The 16,527-nt window shown below is 66.9% G+C and carries 12 protein-coding genes; 3 read left to right on the top strand and 9 right to left on the bottom strand.

Annotation, left to right across the window (positions count from 1 at the left end):
* Positions 1-55 precede the first annotated feature (55 nt).
* A complete protein-coding gene (locus AB4079_RS12280) occupies positions 56-685 on the top strand; it encodes a nucleotidyltransferase domain-containing protein (protein WP_441787584.1) in 630 nt (209 codons plus the stop codon).
* A gap of 189 nt (positions 686-874) precedes the next feature.
* On the top strand, positions 875-1,996 hold the full coding sequence (locus AB4079_RS12275) for an epoxide hydrolase family protein (RefSeq protein ID WP_441787583.1): 1,122 nt from the start codon (positions 875-877) through the stop codon (positions 1,994-1,996).
* Positions 1,997-2,037: 41 nt separating this feature from the next.
* Here the strand turns inward: AB4079_RS12275 and AB4079_RS12270 are convergent, their stop codons facing one another.
* The 5 genes from AB4079_RS12270 to AB4079_RS12250 all read right to left on the bottom strand — a co-directional run bounded on the left by AB4079_RS12270 (position 2,038) and on the right by AB4079_RS12250 (position 9,535).
* Positions 2,038-3,123 (bottom strand): flavin-containing monooxygenase, encoded by a 1,086-nt coding sequence (locus AB4079_RS12270; protein WP_441787582.1) that lies wholly within the window; start codon positions 3,121-3,123, stop codon positions 2,038-2,040.
* An 86-nt stretch (positions 3,124-3,209) separates the two neighbouring features.
* The gene (locus tag AB4079_RS12265) at positions 3,210-4,823 is read right to left on the bottom strand and encodes a LuxR C-terminal-related transcriptional regulator (protein ID WP_441787581.1); all 1,614 of its coding nucleotides are present in this window, start codon (positions 4,821-4,823) and stop codon (positions 3,210-3,212) included.
* Positions 4,824-5,111: 288 nt separating this feature from the next.
* Positions 5,112-6,383, bottom strand: coding sequence for a Glu/Leu/Phe/Val family dehydrogenase (locus tag AB4079_RS12260; RefSeq protein ID WP_441787580.1), 1,272 nt, complete (start codon positions 6,381-6,383; stop codon positions 5,112-5,114).
* Between the two features lie 252 nt (positions 6,384-6,635).
* Entirely contained in the window at positions 6,636-8,144 is a 1,509-nt protein-coding gene (locus AB4079_RS12255) for an APC family permease (protein ID WP_441787579.1), read from the bottom strand.
* 182 nt (positions 8,145-8,326) lie between these two features.
* Positions 8,327-9,535, bottom strand: a complete 1,209-nt coding sequence (locus AB4079_RS12250) for an FAD-binding protein (RefSeq protein ID WP_441787578.1) — start codon at positions 9,533-9,535, stop codon at positions 8,327-8,329.
* 181 nt (positions 9,536-9,716) lie between these two features.
* Between AB4079_RS12250 and AB4079_RS12245 the strand changes: the two genes are divergently transcribed.
* Positions 9,717-10,250 carry a VOC family protein gene (locus AB4079_RS12245; protein ID WP_441787577.1) on the top strand — a complete coding sequence of 178 codons (534 nt, stop codon included), beginning with the start codon at positions 9,717-9,719 and terminating at the stop codon, positions 10,248-10,250.
* A gap of 57 nt (positions 10,251-10,307) precedes the next feature.
* On the opposite strand, the gene AB4079_RS12240 is transcribed toward AB4079_RS12245, so the two are convergent.
* From AB4079_RS12240 to iolD, 4 genes are read right to left on the bottom strand one after another with little or no spacing between them, the layout of a single operon-like run.
* A complete protein-coding gene (locus AB4079_RS12240) occupies positions 10,308-11,297 on the bottom strand; it encodes a D-2-hydroxyacid dehydrogenase (protein ID WP_441787576.1) in 990 nt (329 codons plus the stop codon).
* Positions 11,291-13,048 carry a dihydroxy-acid dehydratase gene (locus AB4079_RS12235; RefSeq protein WP_441787575.1) on the bottom strand — a complete coding sequence of 586 codons (1,758 nt, stop codon included), beginning with the start codon at positions 13,046-13,048 and terminating at the stop codon, positions 11,291-11,293. The genes AB4079_RS12240 and AB4079_RS12235 overlap by 7 nt, the downstream gene beginning before the upstream one ends.
* A 32-nt stretch (positions 13,049-13,080) precedes the next feature.
* A complete protein-coding gene (locus tag AB4079_RS12230) occupies positions 13,081-14,436 on the bottom strand; it encodes an aldehyde dehydrogenase family protein (protein ID WP_441787574.1) in 1,356 nt (451 codons plus the stop codon).
* A 35-nt stretch (positions 14,437-14,471) separates the two neighbouring features.
* On the bottom strand, positions 14,472-16,433 hold the full coding sequence (gene iolD / locus AB4079_RS12225; protein WP_441787573.1) for a 3D-(3,5/4)-trihydroxycyclohexane-1,2-dione acylhydrolase (decyclizing): 1,962 nt from the start codon (positions 16,431-16,433) through the stop codon (positions 14,472-14,474).
* Positions 16,434-16,527: the final 94 nt, after the last annotated feature.

Below are 16,527 nucleotides of genomic sequence, written 5' to 3'. Positions count from 1 at the left end.
GAACAACCGGCTGTCGGCTGCGGGTCACGGCCCGCCGCGGTTCTACGATGGCACCGTGCTCGATCACGACGAAGTGGTTCGCCTGTACGGCCCGTGGGCGCACCGGACACCGGCTGACGCCGCTACTCGCTTCGGCGGTTATGGCGGACAGTGGTGGATCGCCGGCGGGTGGGCGATCGACGCCTTCGTGGGATCATCCCGCGAACATGGCGACCTCGACATCGGAATACCCCGCGACAGCCTCGACGGCTTCATTCGTTTCTTCTCGCCTGGACTGGATGTGTGGGCCGCCGCGGGAAGCCTCACTCCCCTGTTCCCAGGGTCGGCGCCCCGGCTTCACGAAGGGACCGACAACCTGTGGTTGCGCGCGAGCGGAGCCGACCCCTGGGAGTACGACGTGATGCTCGAACGCGTCCAGGACAGCATGTGGATCTTCAAGCGAGACCCGCGCATCCTGCGCCCCCTCAAGGACTGTCTCTGGCGGTACAAGGGTGTGACCTACCTCCGGCCGGAGGTGCAACTGCTCCTGAAAGCACAGAACCCGCGCGCCAAAGATGAAAACGACTTCGAACGGTGCCTTCCGCTCCTCGACCTGAGCGATCTCGACTGGCTGAAAGGGGCGCTCCACTCGGCGCATCCTGGTCACCACTGGATCGAACGCATCAACCGGCGGCTGCAGGACTGACCGTCAGCGACAGTGTCCGGCGCAGCTACGAGCGGGCCTCGGCGGCCGAGCCACCAGCCTGCGGACCCCGCGATGAGGAGCAACGAAGCGGCCGCGGCGAGGGCTCCCTCATTGGTCGACCTCCCGGCTCGCTGGTCGCGTGTGACACTATTCGGCGAACAGCGGTTCCCGCAACCTCAAGGAGCAAGCGTGTCTGAGACCCGGCCCATCACCGTCAGCGAGCGGGATGTCGAGGATCTGCGTCGCAGACTCCGCGACACCCGGTGGCCCGCCGCATGGCCGGACACCAGCTGGGAAGCGGGGACCGACCTGCACGAGCTGCGGCGCCTGGTGGAGTTCTGGGCCGATGACTTCGAGTGGGACGCGCAGCAGCGCGTGATCGATGCGCTGCCCTGGCACCAAGCCGACCTCGGAGGCACGCCCGTGGCCTACCTCCGGTTCGATGCGGAAGCCTCCGGCGGGCTGCCTGTCGTGCTCACCAACGGCTGGCCGAGCAGCGCGCTGGAACTGGTCGACCTGGCACGCCGACTGGCGACACCCTCACGCTTCGGCGGCAACGCCACCGACGCCGTCACGGTGATCGTCCCCGCGCTTCCGGGGCTGCCGTTCTCGCCTCAGCGCCCGACGTTCGCTGAGCAGACCCACGAGTTGTGGCACCGGCTGATGACCGAACATCTCGGCTTCGAGCGCTACGCGGCGCACGGCGGCGACCTGGGAGCCGGCATCACCTCTCGACTCGCGCAAACCCATCCGGACGCCGTCGCCGGCATCCACCTCCTCGCCGTCGCCGCCCCGCGCGACCTCGACGAGGCGACACTCACCGAGGAGGAACGTGACCACCTGAAGAGAGTCGACGCCTGGGTCGCGAGCGAGGGTGCCTATCAGCACCAGCAGCAGACCCGGCCTCTCACCCTTGCGCCCGCGCTGTCCGACTCACCGGCGGGCCTGCTGTCGTGGATCCTGGAGAAGCACCGGGCCTGGAGCGACTGCGGAGGCGACCTCTCGACACGATTCAGCGACGACTACCTGGCAACGCTCGCGTCCGTCTACTGGTTCACCAACTCGATCGGCACATCGTTCCGCCCCTACTACGAGTACGCCGCCGGCTTCACCACCCGCGTCGATCGCGTGAGGGTTCCCACTGCTGTCGCGCTCTTCCCGCACGACCTCGCCAACCCGCCCCGCAGCTGGGCCGAGCGGACGTACGACGTCACGCGCTACACGACAATGGCCCGCGGCGGACATTTCGCCCCGCACGAAGAACCCGAGGTGCTGGCCGCCGACATCACGGCCTTCCTGCGCACCCTGTGAATCCGGGATGTCAACGTGAGCTTGAGGCCCTACCCGCCCTCTCAGGCGGCCGCAGGTTGACGGGAGGAGGCGGCAACGAGGGCGGCGATCCGAGCGGCGTCGCGGCCCACGCCGTGCACCATGGCGGAGGCCATCGAGGTCAGGAAGTGCAGGCCGACGAAGTAGAGGCCCGGCACCTCCGGAACCACGCCGCGCTCATGGCGCGGCTCCCCCCGGTCGTCGAGGATGGGGAGCTGGATCCAGTCCAGTCCCGGGTCGTAGCCGCTGCACCAGATGACGTTCGCCACGTCCACGGGTGCGCCGTCGATCAGCGGCAGGCCGCCCTGTACGCCGGTCACACGGTGCGCCCGGACGACGCCGAGACGCTCCAGGTCTCGCGACTTGACGCGGATGAGCGGGACGCCGTGCGACATGACCTTGGGCCGCATCCGTCGACCCATGGGCGTGTTCACCGACAGCAGGTGCGGGAAGACCACGCCGTTCAGCGCGTGGACAACGACGTGGCGGTTCAGGAAGCCCGCGTAGGAGCCGGGCACCTCGCCCGTGCTCGGGCCGGCAACGATCACCTCGTGATCGGCCGCGATCTCCTTGGCGAGCTCCGCGCCGGAGTTGCCCGCCCCTACGATGAGCACGCGTCCGGGGCGGAGGTGCCCGGGATGTGCGTACGCCGCGGCGTGCACCTGCTGGATGCCCGCATCCAACTCGGAGGCGAAGCCCGGTATGCGCGGCCGCTGGTAGTTCGACATCGCGACGATCACCTGGGCAGCCCGGAACGTGCCTCCGGCCGTTTCGGCGGCGAAGCCCTCCCCGTCACGGCTCAGGGCGGTCACCCGGTGACCGGTGAGCACCGGCAGCTCGAAGCGTGCGGCGTACGCCTCGAGGTAGTCGGCCATCTCATCCTTCGACGGGGTTCCCGCGGGGTCGCCGGGCATCCGCATCCCGTCGAGCGCGTCGTAGCGACGCGGGGTGAACAGCTCGAGGCTGTCCCAGCGGTTGCGCCAGGCATCGCCGATCCGCTCGCTCGCGTCCAGCACGAAATGGTCGATTCCAAGCCGGCGCAGGTGGTACGAGACGGAGAGCCCGGCCTGGCCTCCGCCGATGACGAGGGTGTCTGTGGTGGTATCCATGCGCACACGGTAGGTGCCGCGCCGACGCGCGCGCGTCGGCTGAACCACGCCGTCCGTGACCCGGCGCGATGGGTATTTCCACCCAGTCAGACGCGAAGCAGGTCGTGCTCGTAGGCGTAGGCGGTAGCAGCCGCTCGGGAGGGGACGCCGAGCTTCGCGAGGATGTTGCTCACGTGCCGGTCGACCGTCCGCGCGCTGAGCTGCAGCCGTTGCGCGATCTCCTTGTTGGTGATCCCGGTCGCGGCGAGCCGGAGCACCTCGGCCTCGCGCGGGCTCAGGATGTGGCGCTCGGCCGGCTTTCGGGCCTCAGCTGCACCCAGCGCCTCGAGGACCGAGTGGGCCGCCTCGCGCTGCATCCGCGCCCCCTCGTCGTCGCCCAGGGCGGCGAACGCGTCGGCGAGCAGCTCACGCGCGCGGGCCTCGTCGTATGGCGCGCCCAGCTCCTGCCATCCGGCGAGCGCCTGAGCGAGCGCCTCGACGGCGGCTGCGGGGTCGTTCCGGCTCAGCAGGACGCGGCCGTCCGCTTGAGCGGCCTCCGCCCGCAGGACGGGGGTGGCGAAGCTTCCCGCGATCTCGGACAGCTCCCGCGCGGCCGCCTCGGCGACATCGGTCTCGGCCGCCGCCTGGAGAATCTCCACGACGGCGGGGAGCAGCCGTGCGCGGCCGAGCGGGCTGGCCGTGGTGGCCAACGCTCGCCTGATGCCGCCGACCGCTGTCGCGGTGTCGCCTTGCGCAAGGCGCAGCAGCGCGAGGCCCGGCTGCGGATCGACGCCCCCGGCCGCGGCAGCCGCGTACTGCTTCTCCGCGCCGGCGTGCTCGCCCCGAAGGCGCATCACCTCGGCCGTCTCATAGGCGGCGCCGGCACGCTCGCGCCGGTCGGACGTCGACGCGGTGGACACCCGGTTCGCCTCCGCCAGGGCCGCATCCCACTCCCCCGCGAACAGGAAGAGGCCGGCCCGATGAACCCGGCAGGTGCCGTTGAAGGTTCCGAGCTGCGCCTGCGAGTCGCACCACTCGCCCAGTACGGCAGACCACTCCCGCGCCCGGTCCACGGCGAACACGCGCTCGCAGCATCCCAGCACCGCGCAGTAGACGAGCCCGCGGGTCAGTTCGCCAGTGACCGCGGACGTGGCCGTCAGCATGGCCTCGTCGAGCATCCGGATCCCTGCTTCGACGTCGCCGTCCTCGATCAGCGCCCGGCCGCCGAGCTGGAGGGCGATGGCCGCCAGCTCGGGATCGTCGTGCCGGCTCGCGCACGCTATCGCCTCCTGCGCGAGCGCAAGCGCCTCCTTGTTGCGGTGCACCCGCAGTTCGCCGTGGATACGCGGCAACAGCAGATACCCGCGCTGCACGCAGTCGCCGTTCCGCTCGGCGATCTCCCGAGACCGCGCCAGCCATGCCTGCGCCCGCCCCGCCTCCCCGAGGGAGAACAGCCGGAAGCCCAACCAGAACGCGCACTCCGCCCCGACGAGTTCCTCACCGGCCGCAAGCGCCTGCTCATAGCCCCGCTCCAGCAGCACGAACGCCTCTGGGTCGCGCGCGGTGAGGGAGGCAGAGCGCGCGTACCGGCTCAGGTCCGCGAGCCCGAGAGGCCCAGCCTGCGTTGCTCCGGCCGTGTCGGCACGGGCGTAGAGGGCGAACGCGTCCTCCCAACGCCGGCTCGCGTAAGCCGTGCGGGCCTCACCCAGGGCGTCCGCCATACGGTCATTATTGCTCCGGACGCAAGTAGTCCGCCTTCCCGCTTTCAGCGGTCCTCTCGCACGAACCGCGAACGACGACGGAGCGCTGCAGCGTGGGTGAGGAGGTAAGGCGGCTGACGAGTCCGTCGGCCGGCCGCTAGCTCCCCTCCGCTGAGGGTGCAGACTGCCCCTGGTGGCCCTCGGACCAATCGACTCGGCTGCCGCTTATCGAAAGCGGGTGCTCCGCGCACTCCAGACGCCACCGGGTGCCGCACACCCAGCAGAAGCCGGTCGAGGTAGCGGCGTCACTCACGGGTACAGCCCTCGGAGTTCGTGAGCCTGTGCGACTCGCCCGACCGCGAGCACCATGGCGGCGGCACGCAGGCTGAGCCGCCGCTCGGCGGCGAGACGCACGACCTCGTTCCACGCTGACAGGATGCGAGCTTGGAGCCGCGCCTCGACCTCGTCCGCACTCCACCAGTAGGTCTGGTTGGATTGCACCCACTCGAAGTAGGAAACGATCACCCCCCCGGCGTTTGCGAGAATGTCGGGGACCACGAGGATGCCGCGCTCGTTCAGCACACGATCGGCCTGTGTCGTCGTCGGCCCATTCGCTCCCTCGACGATCACCCGTGCACGGATCCGGTCGACATTGCCTTCGTGAATCGCGCCTTCCAGCGCGGCGGGCACAAGCAGGTCGACGTCGAGCTCCAGCAAGTCGTCGCGTTCCAAGGCGTCGGACCCGGGGGCGGCGACGACACTTCCGGTCGAGTCGAGATGCCGGCACAACGCCTCGACATCGAGGCCGGAAGCGTTCTGAACGGCTCCGAACTGATCGCTCACGGCAACCACTCTGAGACCGGATGCCGCGAGGAATCGGGCGGTATCGCGACCCACCTTTCCCATGCCCTGCACCGCGACGCGTGCTCCGCGTTGCTCGATTCCGACCCTTTCGAGTGCGGCGAGCGCAACGTGAGTGACGCCCCGGCTCGTTGCGGAGGCGCGCCCCTGGGAACCCCCGAGCTGGAGCGGTTTGCCGGTGACGACGCCCGGTACCGTGTAGCCGGATGCCACCGAGTAGGTGTCCATGATCCAGGCCATCGTGTTCTCGTCGGTGCCGACATCGGGGGCTGGGATGTCGCGCTCCGGCCCGATGATGGGAAAGATCTCGCTCGCATAGCGGCGAGTGAGCCGTTCGAGCTCCGTTCGGGAGTAGTCGCGGGGCTGGATGGTGATCCCACCCTTCGCGCCGCCATACGGCAGGTTCGCCAGCGCGCATTTCCAGGTCATCCACATGGCCAGCGCACGCACCTCTTCGATGTCGACGCTTGGCGCATACCGGAGTCCACCCTTCGCCGGGCCGCGGGAGAAGTTGTGCTGAACACGATGGCCTACGAACAGTCGCACGTCGCCATTGTCGAGCCGGAGCGGAACACTGACGGTCAATTCGCGCCGCGGGTACGACAGCATCTGGAAGGTGCCGTCTGGCAACTCCAGATGCATGGCGGCGTCAGCGAGCTGCTGGCGGGCGTCGTCGAGAGCGCTCATTCGGGTGGTCGTCGAGTCGGGAAGGCTGGTCATTCGGAGCCCTTTCTCTTAACGGGTCGATGTTCGAGGCCGGCCGTGACCACGTTGGACATCGCTGGCTCCTTCCTCTCCCTGGGACCAACAGTAGGAACGCTGCTCCGCGACGCGATGTCCCAGATCGACACCACCGGTGGCCTGGGCTACCAGCGCGAGCGTGCAAAACGGAGCCCTCCGGACGACGGAGTGAGACCCACATCCATCGTCCGAAGGGCTCCGCCACGGTTCAGTTCGCAGCGCCCTCAGGCACTACACCTTCTCGTCTTCGGGAACCTCCGGAACGATCCTGTCGCGCCGTCCGAGCCGCGCATACACTTCGGGCCTGGTCCGCTTGAGCACAAGCGCGACGACACAGCCGAGGATGAAGATCCCGACGAGCACGCCGATCAGCCAGGAGTACTGCCCTGGCGCACCTCCGACCAGCAGATCGAACCGGGCGAGCCCGAACGCGACCATGCCGGCAAGGGCCAGGAAGGCGATGGCAGGCGCGATGAACACCTTCCAGGCGTTCTCCGACTTGGGAACGCCCACTCGCCGGAACCAGACGATGGCCGCGAGGCTCACGACAGCCATCAGCAGCAGGACGCCGGCCGATCCGACGCCGCTCCCCGCACCGATGAGTACCGAGGGGTCCGTTCCCCCGAACGCGAACGGCGCGCCGAATGCCGTGAGGAGGACCAGCAGGACCACCCCGACCGACAGCGAGGCGCGACTCGGAGCCTGGCGACGAGGGTTGACCTTCCCGACATAGGGAGGGAGAGCCTTGTCGACGCCGAGGTTGAAGACGTACCGGGCGGACACGTTGTGAACCGCGAGGAGGGAGGCGATCGCCGACGTTGCCACAACGATGTTCACGAACGCTGCAGAACCCGGGAGCACGAACTTGTTCAACGCGTCGGCGAACATTTCGCTCGGGTTGCTCGTCGCAACATGAACGGCGGTCGAGCCGTAGGCGCTGATCAGTGCATATCCGGAGACGGCGTACAGAATGCCGATGAAGAGCGCCGACACATAGGTCGCGCGGGGAATCGTCTTGTTCGGGTTCTTGACTTCATCGCGGAAGAGCGCGGTTGCCTCGAATCCGAGGAAGTTCCCGAAAGCGATCAGGAGTGCGACGCCTGCACCCGGGTTCAAGAACGCCGCGAAGTTGAGCGGCTTGAGCGTCAGGCCACCCGAACCGCCTTTCGCGAAGACGAAGATGTCGAAGATGACGACGATGATGACCTCGATGGTCATGACGACGACGAGGACGCGGGCGGACAGATCGATGTTGAAGTAGCCCAGCAGGTTGATCAGCACCAGGGTCGCGAAGGTCCACAACCACCACGGTGTCTGCGGGCCGCCCAAACCGGAGATGAGCCCCGACACCGTGATGCCGGCGAAGATGTACAAGCCACCGGCGATGAGGATGTAGGACAGCGTCGCGAGGTATGCGGCTCCGACGCCCGGGGTTCGACCGAATGCGGCAGAGATGTACGCGTAGAAGGCACCTGGTCGGGGTACGTGCCTGGTCATCGTGGTGTACCCGACCGAGAAGATCAGCAGCACGATGGTGGCGATGATCCATGAGACCGGAGCGGACTCGCCGACCGGTGCGATCACGAACACGAGGTATCCCGCGACTGTGACGAGAGGGGCGGAGAAGGCAAGCACACTCAACACCAGCGATGTCGTGCGCATCGAGCCGGTGAGGTCCTTCTGGATGGCCGGGTCCGCACCCGGACTCTGACTTGCTTCTTGGGACTGCGTATTCGTCATGGCGATGTCCGATCGTTCGTGGAGGGCAAGAGCAATGCAGAGGCCGGGGGTTCGCCTTTGCAACCGCGTAGCATTGAAGATAGAGACACGCGAGGCCGGCAGCTGTCCCAAATTGGAACACGGGAGGGTCGTCGGCAGGCAAGCAAGCGCGTGACGATTGCCATCGTCACGCGCTTGCGGTCCTACTCGAAGATCGTGCGTAGCGGCCCATTGAGGAATGTCCCGCTCGGGTCCATTTGGCGACGGAGCCGGATGAAGTCATCCCACCGCGGGTACACCTCCCGATAGAAGTCCGGTTCGCGGAGATAGGGCTGCTTGCCCCAGTGCGGTCGGCCGGGAAACGGCGCGAGCGCCTCTTCGATCGCACGGAAGAACGGACCGTTGTCGTTTCCCCAGGTGCGCACGGTGTTGACAGAGACCGACTCGACTCCGCCCGACGGCGAGAGCCACGCGTCGTCGCCGGCGACCGTGCGGATCTCCAGGGGGAACTCGTCCGGGAACCGCTCGAGCACCGGAAGGGTGGCCGCGACGGCGTCCAGGGCGCGCTCGTACGGCACGTACGGCTCGACCTCTTCCCACGACGGCGTGTACTCATCGGGGTAGATGCGGTACGGCCGGTTGACGCGATGTGCTGGCTCGTAGCTGTCCTCAGCATCGATGTCCACCTGGTCGTAGATCCTCACCAGCGTGGGCACTTTCGTCCCGTCGGGCACCGGCGGAAGTTCGGCCGACATGTCGTATTGCGGGCCGTGCACGAAGCTGAAGTGGCGGTGACTGTGCGTCAACTCGTCCCAGCGCTCGAGCACTTCCTCGAACGACCAGAATGCGAGCGTTTCCTTGAGTTTGAAGATCGGCTCCAGTTGCAGGTCGAGGCTGACGATCACCCCGAGCGTGCCGACGGATGCTCGCAGCGCTGCCAGCCTCGGATCGTCCGATCCGAGCTTCACCAGCTCGCCCGCGGCGGTGACCACCTCCGCTCCGACTATGCAGCCGGACATCATCTTCAGCCCCAGCCCCGAGCCGTGTGTCGAGGTGCTGATCGCGCCGGCGATGGTCTGCGCGTCGATCGCCCCCTGGTTGTGCAGTGTCAAGCCGGCATCCCAGAGGGGTTCACCGAGAGCCGAGATCCTCGTCCCTGCTTTGACCGTCGCCCGCCCCGCAGCTGTATCGATCGACTCGATCCCGCTGAGGGCCGACAGATCGAGGATGATGCCGTCGGTGGGGACGAGCGGGGCGAACGAGTGTCCGCTTCCCACCGGCCGGACCGTGATGCCTCTCCGGGTGGCATCGGAAACGATCTCGCAGACGTGGTCGACGGAGGTGACCTTGATAACCGCTTCAGGGCGACAAGCCTCTGTTCCCGCCCAGTTTTCCCATTTCACATCTTTCATGGGGTCAACTCCTGTTCAGTGAATCTGCACGTTCCCGACACACGATCAGGGCATCGGTTTCGCGTGCAATCTTTGCCCATCGAAGTCGACGGGCGACCCCTTCTGCTGTCTCATTTTGGGACGTCAGCGCCGGGTGTGGCGACCTATCGTGGAATTCACGAACCCAATCTGGAGGACAGCAGTGATCACAAGCAAAGTCGCCGTCGACCACGTCGGCCTGAGCGTTCCCAATCTCGAGCAAGCCATCGATTTCTTCGTCAGCGCTTTCGGTTGTCATGTGGTGTTCCATGCGGGCCCCTACGACGACCTCGGTTTCACCTGGCCCGGCGACGACGGCCCGGAGAACACCACCATGCGGCTGGCGATGCTCCGGCTCGGCGACTCCGACAACATCGAGATCCTCGAATACACGCGTCGCGACGCCCCGAACGACGGGCCGGCACCACGGGTCTCACAGCCCGGCGGGATGCACCTCTGCTTCTACGTCGAAGACATCTACGAGGCGGAGAAGGAGCTGCGGAAGCGGGACGATATCCGCTGGCTGAACGCGGTGAGCAAGGAGGAGGGCGGCCCTCTGGACGGCCTCGACTGGAGCTACTTCCTCACCGATTGGGGTCTCGTCATCGAGCTCATCCGCTGGCCGGAGGGGCTGCCCTACGAGCAGTCCACGAGCGAACGTCTGGTCTCCCCGCCCTGGCGCCACAACCACGGCTGAGCAGCTGACCAGTGAGGGGAGGGCGGCCCGCGAGGGCCACCCTCCCCTCTTTCGTCTCTATGCGACGACTCCGAGATCCCGCAAGTCGACCACGTTCTCCAGTGACTCTCCGGCCTTCCAACGACGCAGATTCTCGACGAAACGCTCCACCACTCGCCCGCGCCAGCCGACGAGGTCGCCCGATGCATGCGGCGATACCAGGATGTTGTCGCGCGACCAGAACGGATCATCCGCAGGCAACGGTTCCTGCTCGAACACGTCGAGGGCGGCCGCGTCGAGGTAGCCGTCGTCGATGGCTGCGAGCAGGTCGCGAGCGACGACCACCGCGCCGCGCCCGACGTTCACGAGACGAGCGCCGCGCCGCATTCGCCGCAGGCGGGAGGCATCGAACAGTGAGCGAGTCTGTTCCGTGAGCGGGAGCGTTAGAACGACGTCGTCCACTTCGGGTAAGAGATCGTCCACGGCCGAGATTGCAGCGATGTCGCCGAGCTCGGGATCACGCCGGGCCGTTCGCCCCACCACGGTCACCTGCATGCCGGCAGCCCGGAGAAGCAACGCCGTCTCGCGACCGACGGGCCCCGGCCCGACGACAAGCACCCGTCGACCGAGGATCGGTTCCGTCTCGCGGTGCTGCCAGCGGTGCTCCTGCTGGAGCTCGATGGTCCGCCTCAGGTCTTTGGTGAACATGAGCAACACGCCGAGCACCCACTCCGCAATGGGCCGCTCGCACACTCCCCGCGAATTCGTGACGATGATCTCGCTCCCGACGATCTCCGGGGTCAGGAGAGGGTCCATGCCGAGGCTCGAGGTGTGGATCCATTTCAGTCGTCCTGGGCCAGTCTCGCGCAGGAGGGTGCTTCGAAAATCGTTGAGGAAGAGGATCTCAGCATCCTCTTGGGCGGTTCGCAGTTCGCCCGCCGTGCGCACGACAGTCACGTCGGCCTCGAGTCGAACGTCATCGAGTGGGGGGAGCTGTCCACCGACGGGGACGACGACGATCGCCTTCGGCCGGGAGGCCTGCAGCCCTCCGGCGTTCACGATCACCACCCGCCCTGCCATCCGCTCGTCAGGCCGAGCGGCAGGGTCTGTGGTTCCTCGTCGGGCAGCTTCTGCAAGAAATCGAAGTCGCATCCTTCGTCCGCCTGGGTGACGTGGTCGAGGAACAGTCGGCCGTACCCGCGCCGGTACTTCGGCTTCGGCGGATCGATCTCTGCGAGACGGCGGTCGATCTCCTCGTGGGGGATATCGAGATCGAGGCGCTGATTCTCGACATCGAGCACGATGGGGTCACCATCGCGCACGGCTGCGAGCGGGCCACCGACCGCGGACTCCGGCGACACGTGCAGAATCGTCGTCCCGAATGCCGTCCCGCTCATGCGTGCGTCCGAGATCCGGACCATATCGCGGACGCCCTTGCGAAGCAGCCGCTCGGGGATAGGCAGCATGCCCCACTCCGGCATGCCGGGCGCACCCTTCGGCCCGCTGTTGCGCAGCACGAGGACGGAGTCTTCGGTGATGGTCAGGTCGGGGTCGTCGATACGCCTGCCCATGTCGTAGATGTCCTCGAACACGACGGCCGGACCGCGATGGCTGAGAAGTTCGGCCGAGGCGGCGCTCCGCTTGATGACGGCTCCGCGGGGCGCCAGCGAACCGCGAACCACGGCTATCCCTCCCGTCGCGTCGAACGGCTTGTCCAGCGATGTGATCACGTCGCCGTCCGGGGCCGGCGCAGCAGCGTAACCCTCTGCGAGTCGCTCACCGGTGACGGTGAGCGCATCGCCGTGCAGGAGCGGGTCGAGCTCTTTGAGCACCGCCGAGATACCGCCCGCGTCGAACAGTTGCTTGACGAGGTGCTCACCCGAGGGCCTGACGTTGACGATGCGCGGGGTGCGCTGCGAGATCTCGTGGAAGCGGTCGAGCTGGAGCTCGTAGCCGACACGGCGGGCGAGCGCGAGCAGGTGCACGACAGCATTCGTCGAGCCTCCGACCGCCATGAGCAGGGTGATGGCGTTGTCGAATGCCTGCTCGGTGAGGATCTCGCTGGGCCGCGGACCATGGAGGGCCATTTCGACAGCGCGGCGGCCGGTGGCTTCGGCGGCGGCCGCGCGACGGGCGTGTACGGCCGGGATCGAAGCGGTACCGGGAAGGCACATGCCGAGCGCTTCGACGATGGAGGTCATCGTCGAGGCCGTGCCCATTTCGCTGCAGTGGCCCGCTGACGGCTTCGCACTCCCCTCGAGTTCGTCGAAGTCGTCCTGGGTGATGGTCCCCGCCCGCAGCTCGTCGGCGTACTTCCAGGTGTCCGTCCCGACTCCCAGTTGACGACCACGGAAGAAGGCGGGCTCCTGCGGACCTCCGGTGAGCATGATGACCGGAACGTCGGCGCTCGCGGCGCCCATCAGCTGGGCGGGGACCGTCTTGTCGCAGCCGCCGAGCAGGACGATGGCGTCAAGCGGGTAGGCGCGGATCGATTCTTCGACATCCATCGCCATGAGGTTGCGGAACTCCATGGCGGTCGGCTTCATCAGACTCTCTCCCAAGGAGATCGTCGGGAATTCGAGCGGCAGACCGCCGGCCATGAGCACGCCGCGCTTGACAGCCTCGGCGAGCAGTTTGAAATGGATGTTGCAGTTGACGAGCTCTGACCACGAGTTCGCGATCCCCACGACAGGTCGGTTCTCGATCGCGAACTTCGAGAAGCCCTCCGCCTGAATCGCGGTGCGGTGGATGAACCCCGTGAGATCGTGCGGAGCGAACCAGTGGGCGCTGCGAAGGGGGAGATTCTCAGTGTCGGACATCGTGTTCGGTACTCCTGATTCGAGGTGCGGGGCTACGAGGCGAAGCGGAACAGCTTCTTGTTGGCGAATTCGAGCATCCCGACCCTGCCGAGCTCGCGGCCGTAGCCGGACTTCTTGACACCGCCGAAGGGAATATCCGGGCCGCCGAGACCGCCGGCATTGACGAAGATCATGCCGACGTCCAGCGCGCTGCCTACGCGCTCTGCTCGCTCCAGGTCGTCGCAGATGATGACGGCGCCGAGGCCGTACGGGGAGGAGTTCGCGAGAGCGATCGCTTCCTCGTCGCTCCCGACGCGATACAACTGTGCGACCGGGCCGAACAGCTCTTCGCTGTACACGTCCATTTCCGGGCTGATGTTGCCCAGAACCCCGGGCGTGTACACATTCCCATCTGGTGCGTTATCTCCGACGAGGAGCGTAGCGCCCTGATCGAGTGCGCGCTGCACCTGACCTTTCAGGGTCTTCGTCGCGGCAGCCGAAGAAAGCGGTCCGTATTGACCTTGCTCGTAGGACTGCGCCCCGATCGCCGCGGTGAACTTCTGCGCGAACTCGTCGAAGAGTCCGTCGATGACGACCATCCGCTTCGACCCGTTGCAGCTCTGTCCCGTGTTGTCCATGCGCATGGCGACGGCGTGCTTCACGGCGTTGTCCATGTCTTTCGTGTCGAGCACGAGGAAGGCATCGGACCCGCCCAGTTCGAGTACGCATCGCTTCAGTGCGCGACCGGCCTTCTCTGCCACGATCGCGCCCGCAGCCTCGGAGCCCGTGAGAGAGACGCCCTGGACGCGATCGTCCGCAATGATGGTGCCGACCTGGTCGTGGCTGGCGAAGACGTTGACGTACGCACCCTGCGGGAAGCCCGCGTCTACGAACAACTGCTGGAGCGCGAGCGCGGACTCCGGACACTGCGTCGCGTGCTTCACGATCACCGTGTTGCCGAGAATCAGGTTCGGGACCGCAAAGCGTGCCACCTGGTAGTAGGGGTAGTTCCAGGGCATCACCCCGAGAATGGCGCCAATACCCTGGAAGCGCAGGAAGCCCCGCAGGCCGTCATCGGTCGACAACTGCTCGTCCGCCAGCCACTCCTCCGCGTGAGCGGCGAACGCGGCGCAGATCTTCGCGGCGAACTCGACCTCGCCGACGCCCTGAACGATCGGCTTACCCATTTCGCGCTGGATGATCGCGGCGAGCGCGTCTTTCCGTTCGACGAAGAGTTGCGAAACCCGCTGTGCGAGCGCCGCCCGCTCGGCGACGGCGGTCTGGCGTGACCAACCGGTGTACGTAGCATGCGCCGCCGCCAGGGCCTCCTCGATCTCGCGATCGGTGGACTGGGGGAACTCGGCGACCACTTCGTCGGTCGCTGGATCCGTTACCGCGAACGTCCTCATCGTGCTTCTCCTTCAGTTCTGGACGATGTTCCGATTCAGAGGTCGGTTCCGGGTACGACCGTTGCGCCGTAGAAGCGCTGAGTCGCGCGTCCCGCCCGGTGCTTCTCGCCGCCTTCGAGGGTCTCGGGACGTTCCGACGTCATAGCGGCGCCGACATCCCAGAAGGTGCCGTTCCCGCTCAGATAGCGCCAAGGCTCGACGTGGGCGACGACCACGGCCGGCCGGCTCTCGACGGCCCGCGCTTCGCTCAGGGCTGCGCGGAACTGGTCGAGGGTGGTCGTCGACCAGGCCGCCGCGCCCATGCTGGCCGCGTTGGCGGCGATGTCCACCGGCACCACCGGGCCGTCGAGCCTCCCCGACTCCGCGCTGCGTTCGCGCAGCTGCGTGCCGAACTCCCGCCCCTCGCCGCCTTTCGCCACCTGAAGGGGCCAGATGCACTGGTGACCACTGTTGTCGATGATCACCACGATGATCTTCTGGTGCTCCTGCACCGCCGTGATCAGTTCAGTCGGTGCCATGTAGTACGTACCGTCGCCGATCAGGACGAAGACATCGCCGGGAGCACCTGGCGTGGCGAGCCGGTAGCCGAGGCCGGCCGGCAGTTCGTGACCCATGCACGAGTTGGCGTACTCGGAGAGCACCGTCGTGCCGTTGGACGTGTCCCACGCCTTGTGCACATTGCCGACCACACCGCCGGAACCGAGCACGAGCGCGTCATCCGCACCCGTGTGCTCGTTGAGGACCTGAATCACCTGGGCCTGGCTCATCGCTTCGCCCGCGAAGTCCTGTAGGTCATGCTCCAGGTTGCGAGCCGTCTTCGCGCGCCCGGCCGCTATCTCGTCCTCGTATCCCTCGTCACTGTGGTAGCCGACGGCTGCGAGTCCCTCGTGAAGCGCAGAGAGCGAGAGTCTCGCATCGCCGACGACGGGATACGAGCCCATTTTGTGTGCATCGAACGAGCTGACGTTGAGGTGTACGAACTGGACGTCGGGGTTCTGGAACAGGGAGTGCGAGGCCGTGACGAAGTCCTGCAACCGCGAGCCGACGGTGATGACACAATCGGCACCGCTCGCGATCTCGTCGGCTCCGACCGTTCCATCGACGCCCAAACCGCCCAGGAGAAGGTCCGTCTTCGGCCCGATGCCCTTCCCGGCGTAGGTCTCGGCGACCGGCACGCCGAACGCCTCGCTGAAGGCCGCGAGCTCGGCCGCGGCGTCGGAGTAGCGAACCCCTCCGCCGGCGATGAGCAACGGACGCTTGCCGTGCCGAATGATCTCGATCGCGTCGCGGATCTCCTCCTGCGCCGCCGGCCGGCGGCGGATGGGCCACACACGCGGGGTGAAGAACTCCTCAGGGAAGTCGTACGCGTCGCCCTGGATGTCCTGAGGCAGACAGACGACGACCGCTCCGGTTTCGACAGGATCGGTCAGCACCCGCATCGCCTCGGGCAACGTGACCAGAAGCTGCGATGGCGTCGTGATCCGATCGAAATAGCGGCTGACGGGCCGGAACGCGTCATTGGCGGAGACATCGCGCTCGACGGGGTGCTCGATCTGCTGCAGAACCGGATCGCCCTTGCGGGTGTTGATGATGTCCGCCGGCAGCAGCAGGACGGGAATCCGGTTGGTCGTCGCCGTGGATGCACCACTGATCATGTTCGTCGAGCCCGGGCCGGCCGAGGCGGTACAGGCGAGGGTTGCAGCGCGGTTCGTCGCTTTGGCGTATCCGATGGCCGCGTGCACCATGTTCTGCTCGTTCTTGCCCTGATAGTGCGGGAACTCGACGCCGTACTCATCGATGCCCTGCGCGAGACCGACCGAATTACCGTGCCCGAAGATCCCGTACATGCCGGGGATCAAGCGGCGACGACGGCCGTCCACCTCGCTGTACTGGACCTGAAGATACTCGACCACCGCTTGCGCGACTGTGCGACGGCGGATCCGACGCTCTGGAACCCTCGCGCTGGCGCTGGTGTCGACCGTCAGGGTAGTGCTCATGACTGCTCCTCCGCATGATGGATCCGGACGGATCCTGCTCTGAGGTCAGCCTTCCAGCGGCGTCGATCTCACGCCTGTGCCAAATTGACACGAG

This window comes from Leifsonia sp. 2MCAF36 (genome assembly GCF_052115525.1).
Classification (GTDB): Bacteria; Actinomycetota; Actinomycetes; order Actinomycetales; family Microbacteriaceae; genus Leifsonia.
This window is presented reverse-complemented; position numbering and strand designations above follow the sequence as displayed.

Bases quoted from the DNA above. Each gene is read 5' to 3' on its own strand.
- AB4079_RS12270 (WP_441787582.1), bottom strand. From the start codon at position 3,123: ATGGATACCACCACAGACACCCTCGTCATCGGCGGAGGCCAGGCCGGG.
- AB4079_RS12265 (WP_441787581.1), bottom strand. From the start codon at position 4,823: ATGGCGGACGCCCTGGGTGAGGCCCGCACGGCTTACGCGAGCCGGCGT.
- AB4079_RS12260 (WP_441787580.1), bottom strand. From the start codon at position 6,383: ATGACCAGCCTTCCCGACTCGACGACCACCCGAATGAGCGCTCTCGAC.
- AB4079_RS12255 (WP_441787579.1), bottom strand. From the start codon at position 8,144: ATGACGAATACGCAGTCCCAAGAAGCAAGTCAGAGTCCGGGTGCGGAC.
- AB4079_RS12250 (WP_441787578.1), bottom strand. From the start codon at position 9,535: ATGAAAGATGTGAAATGGGAAAACTGGGCGGGAACAGAGGCTTGTCGC.
- AB4079_RS12235 (WP_441787575.1), bottom strand. From the start codon at position 13,048: ATGTCCGACACTGAGAATCTCCCCCTTCGCAGCGCCCACTGGTTCGCT.
- AB4079_RS12230 (WP_441787574.1), bottom strand. From the start codon at position 14,436: ATGAGGACGTTCGCGGTAACGGATCCAGCGACCGACGAAGTGGTCGCC.
- iolD (WP_441787573.1), bottom strand. From the start codon at position 16,433: ATGAGCACTACCCTGACGGTCGACACCAGCGCCAGCGCGAGGGTTCCA.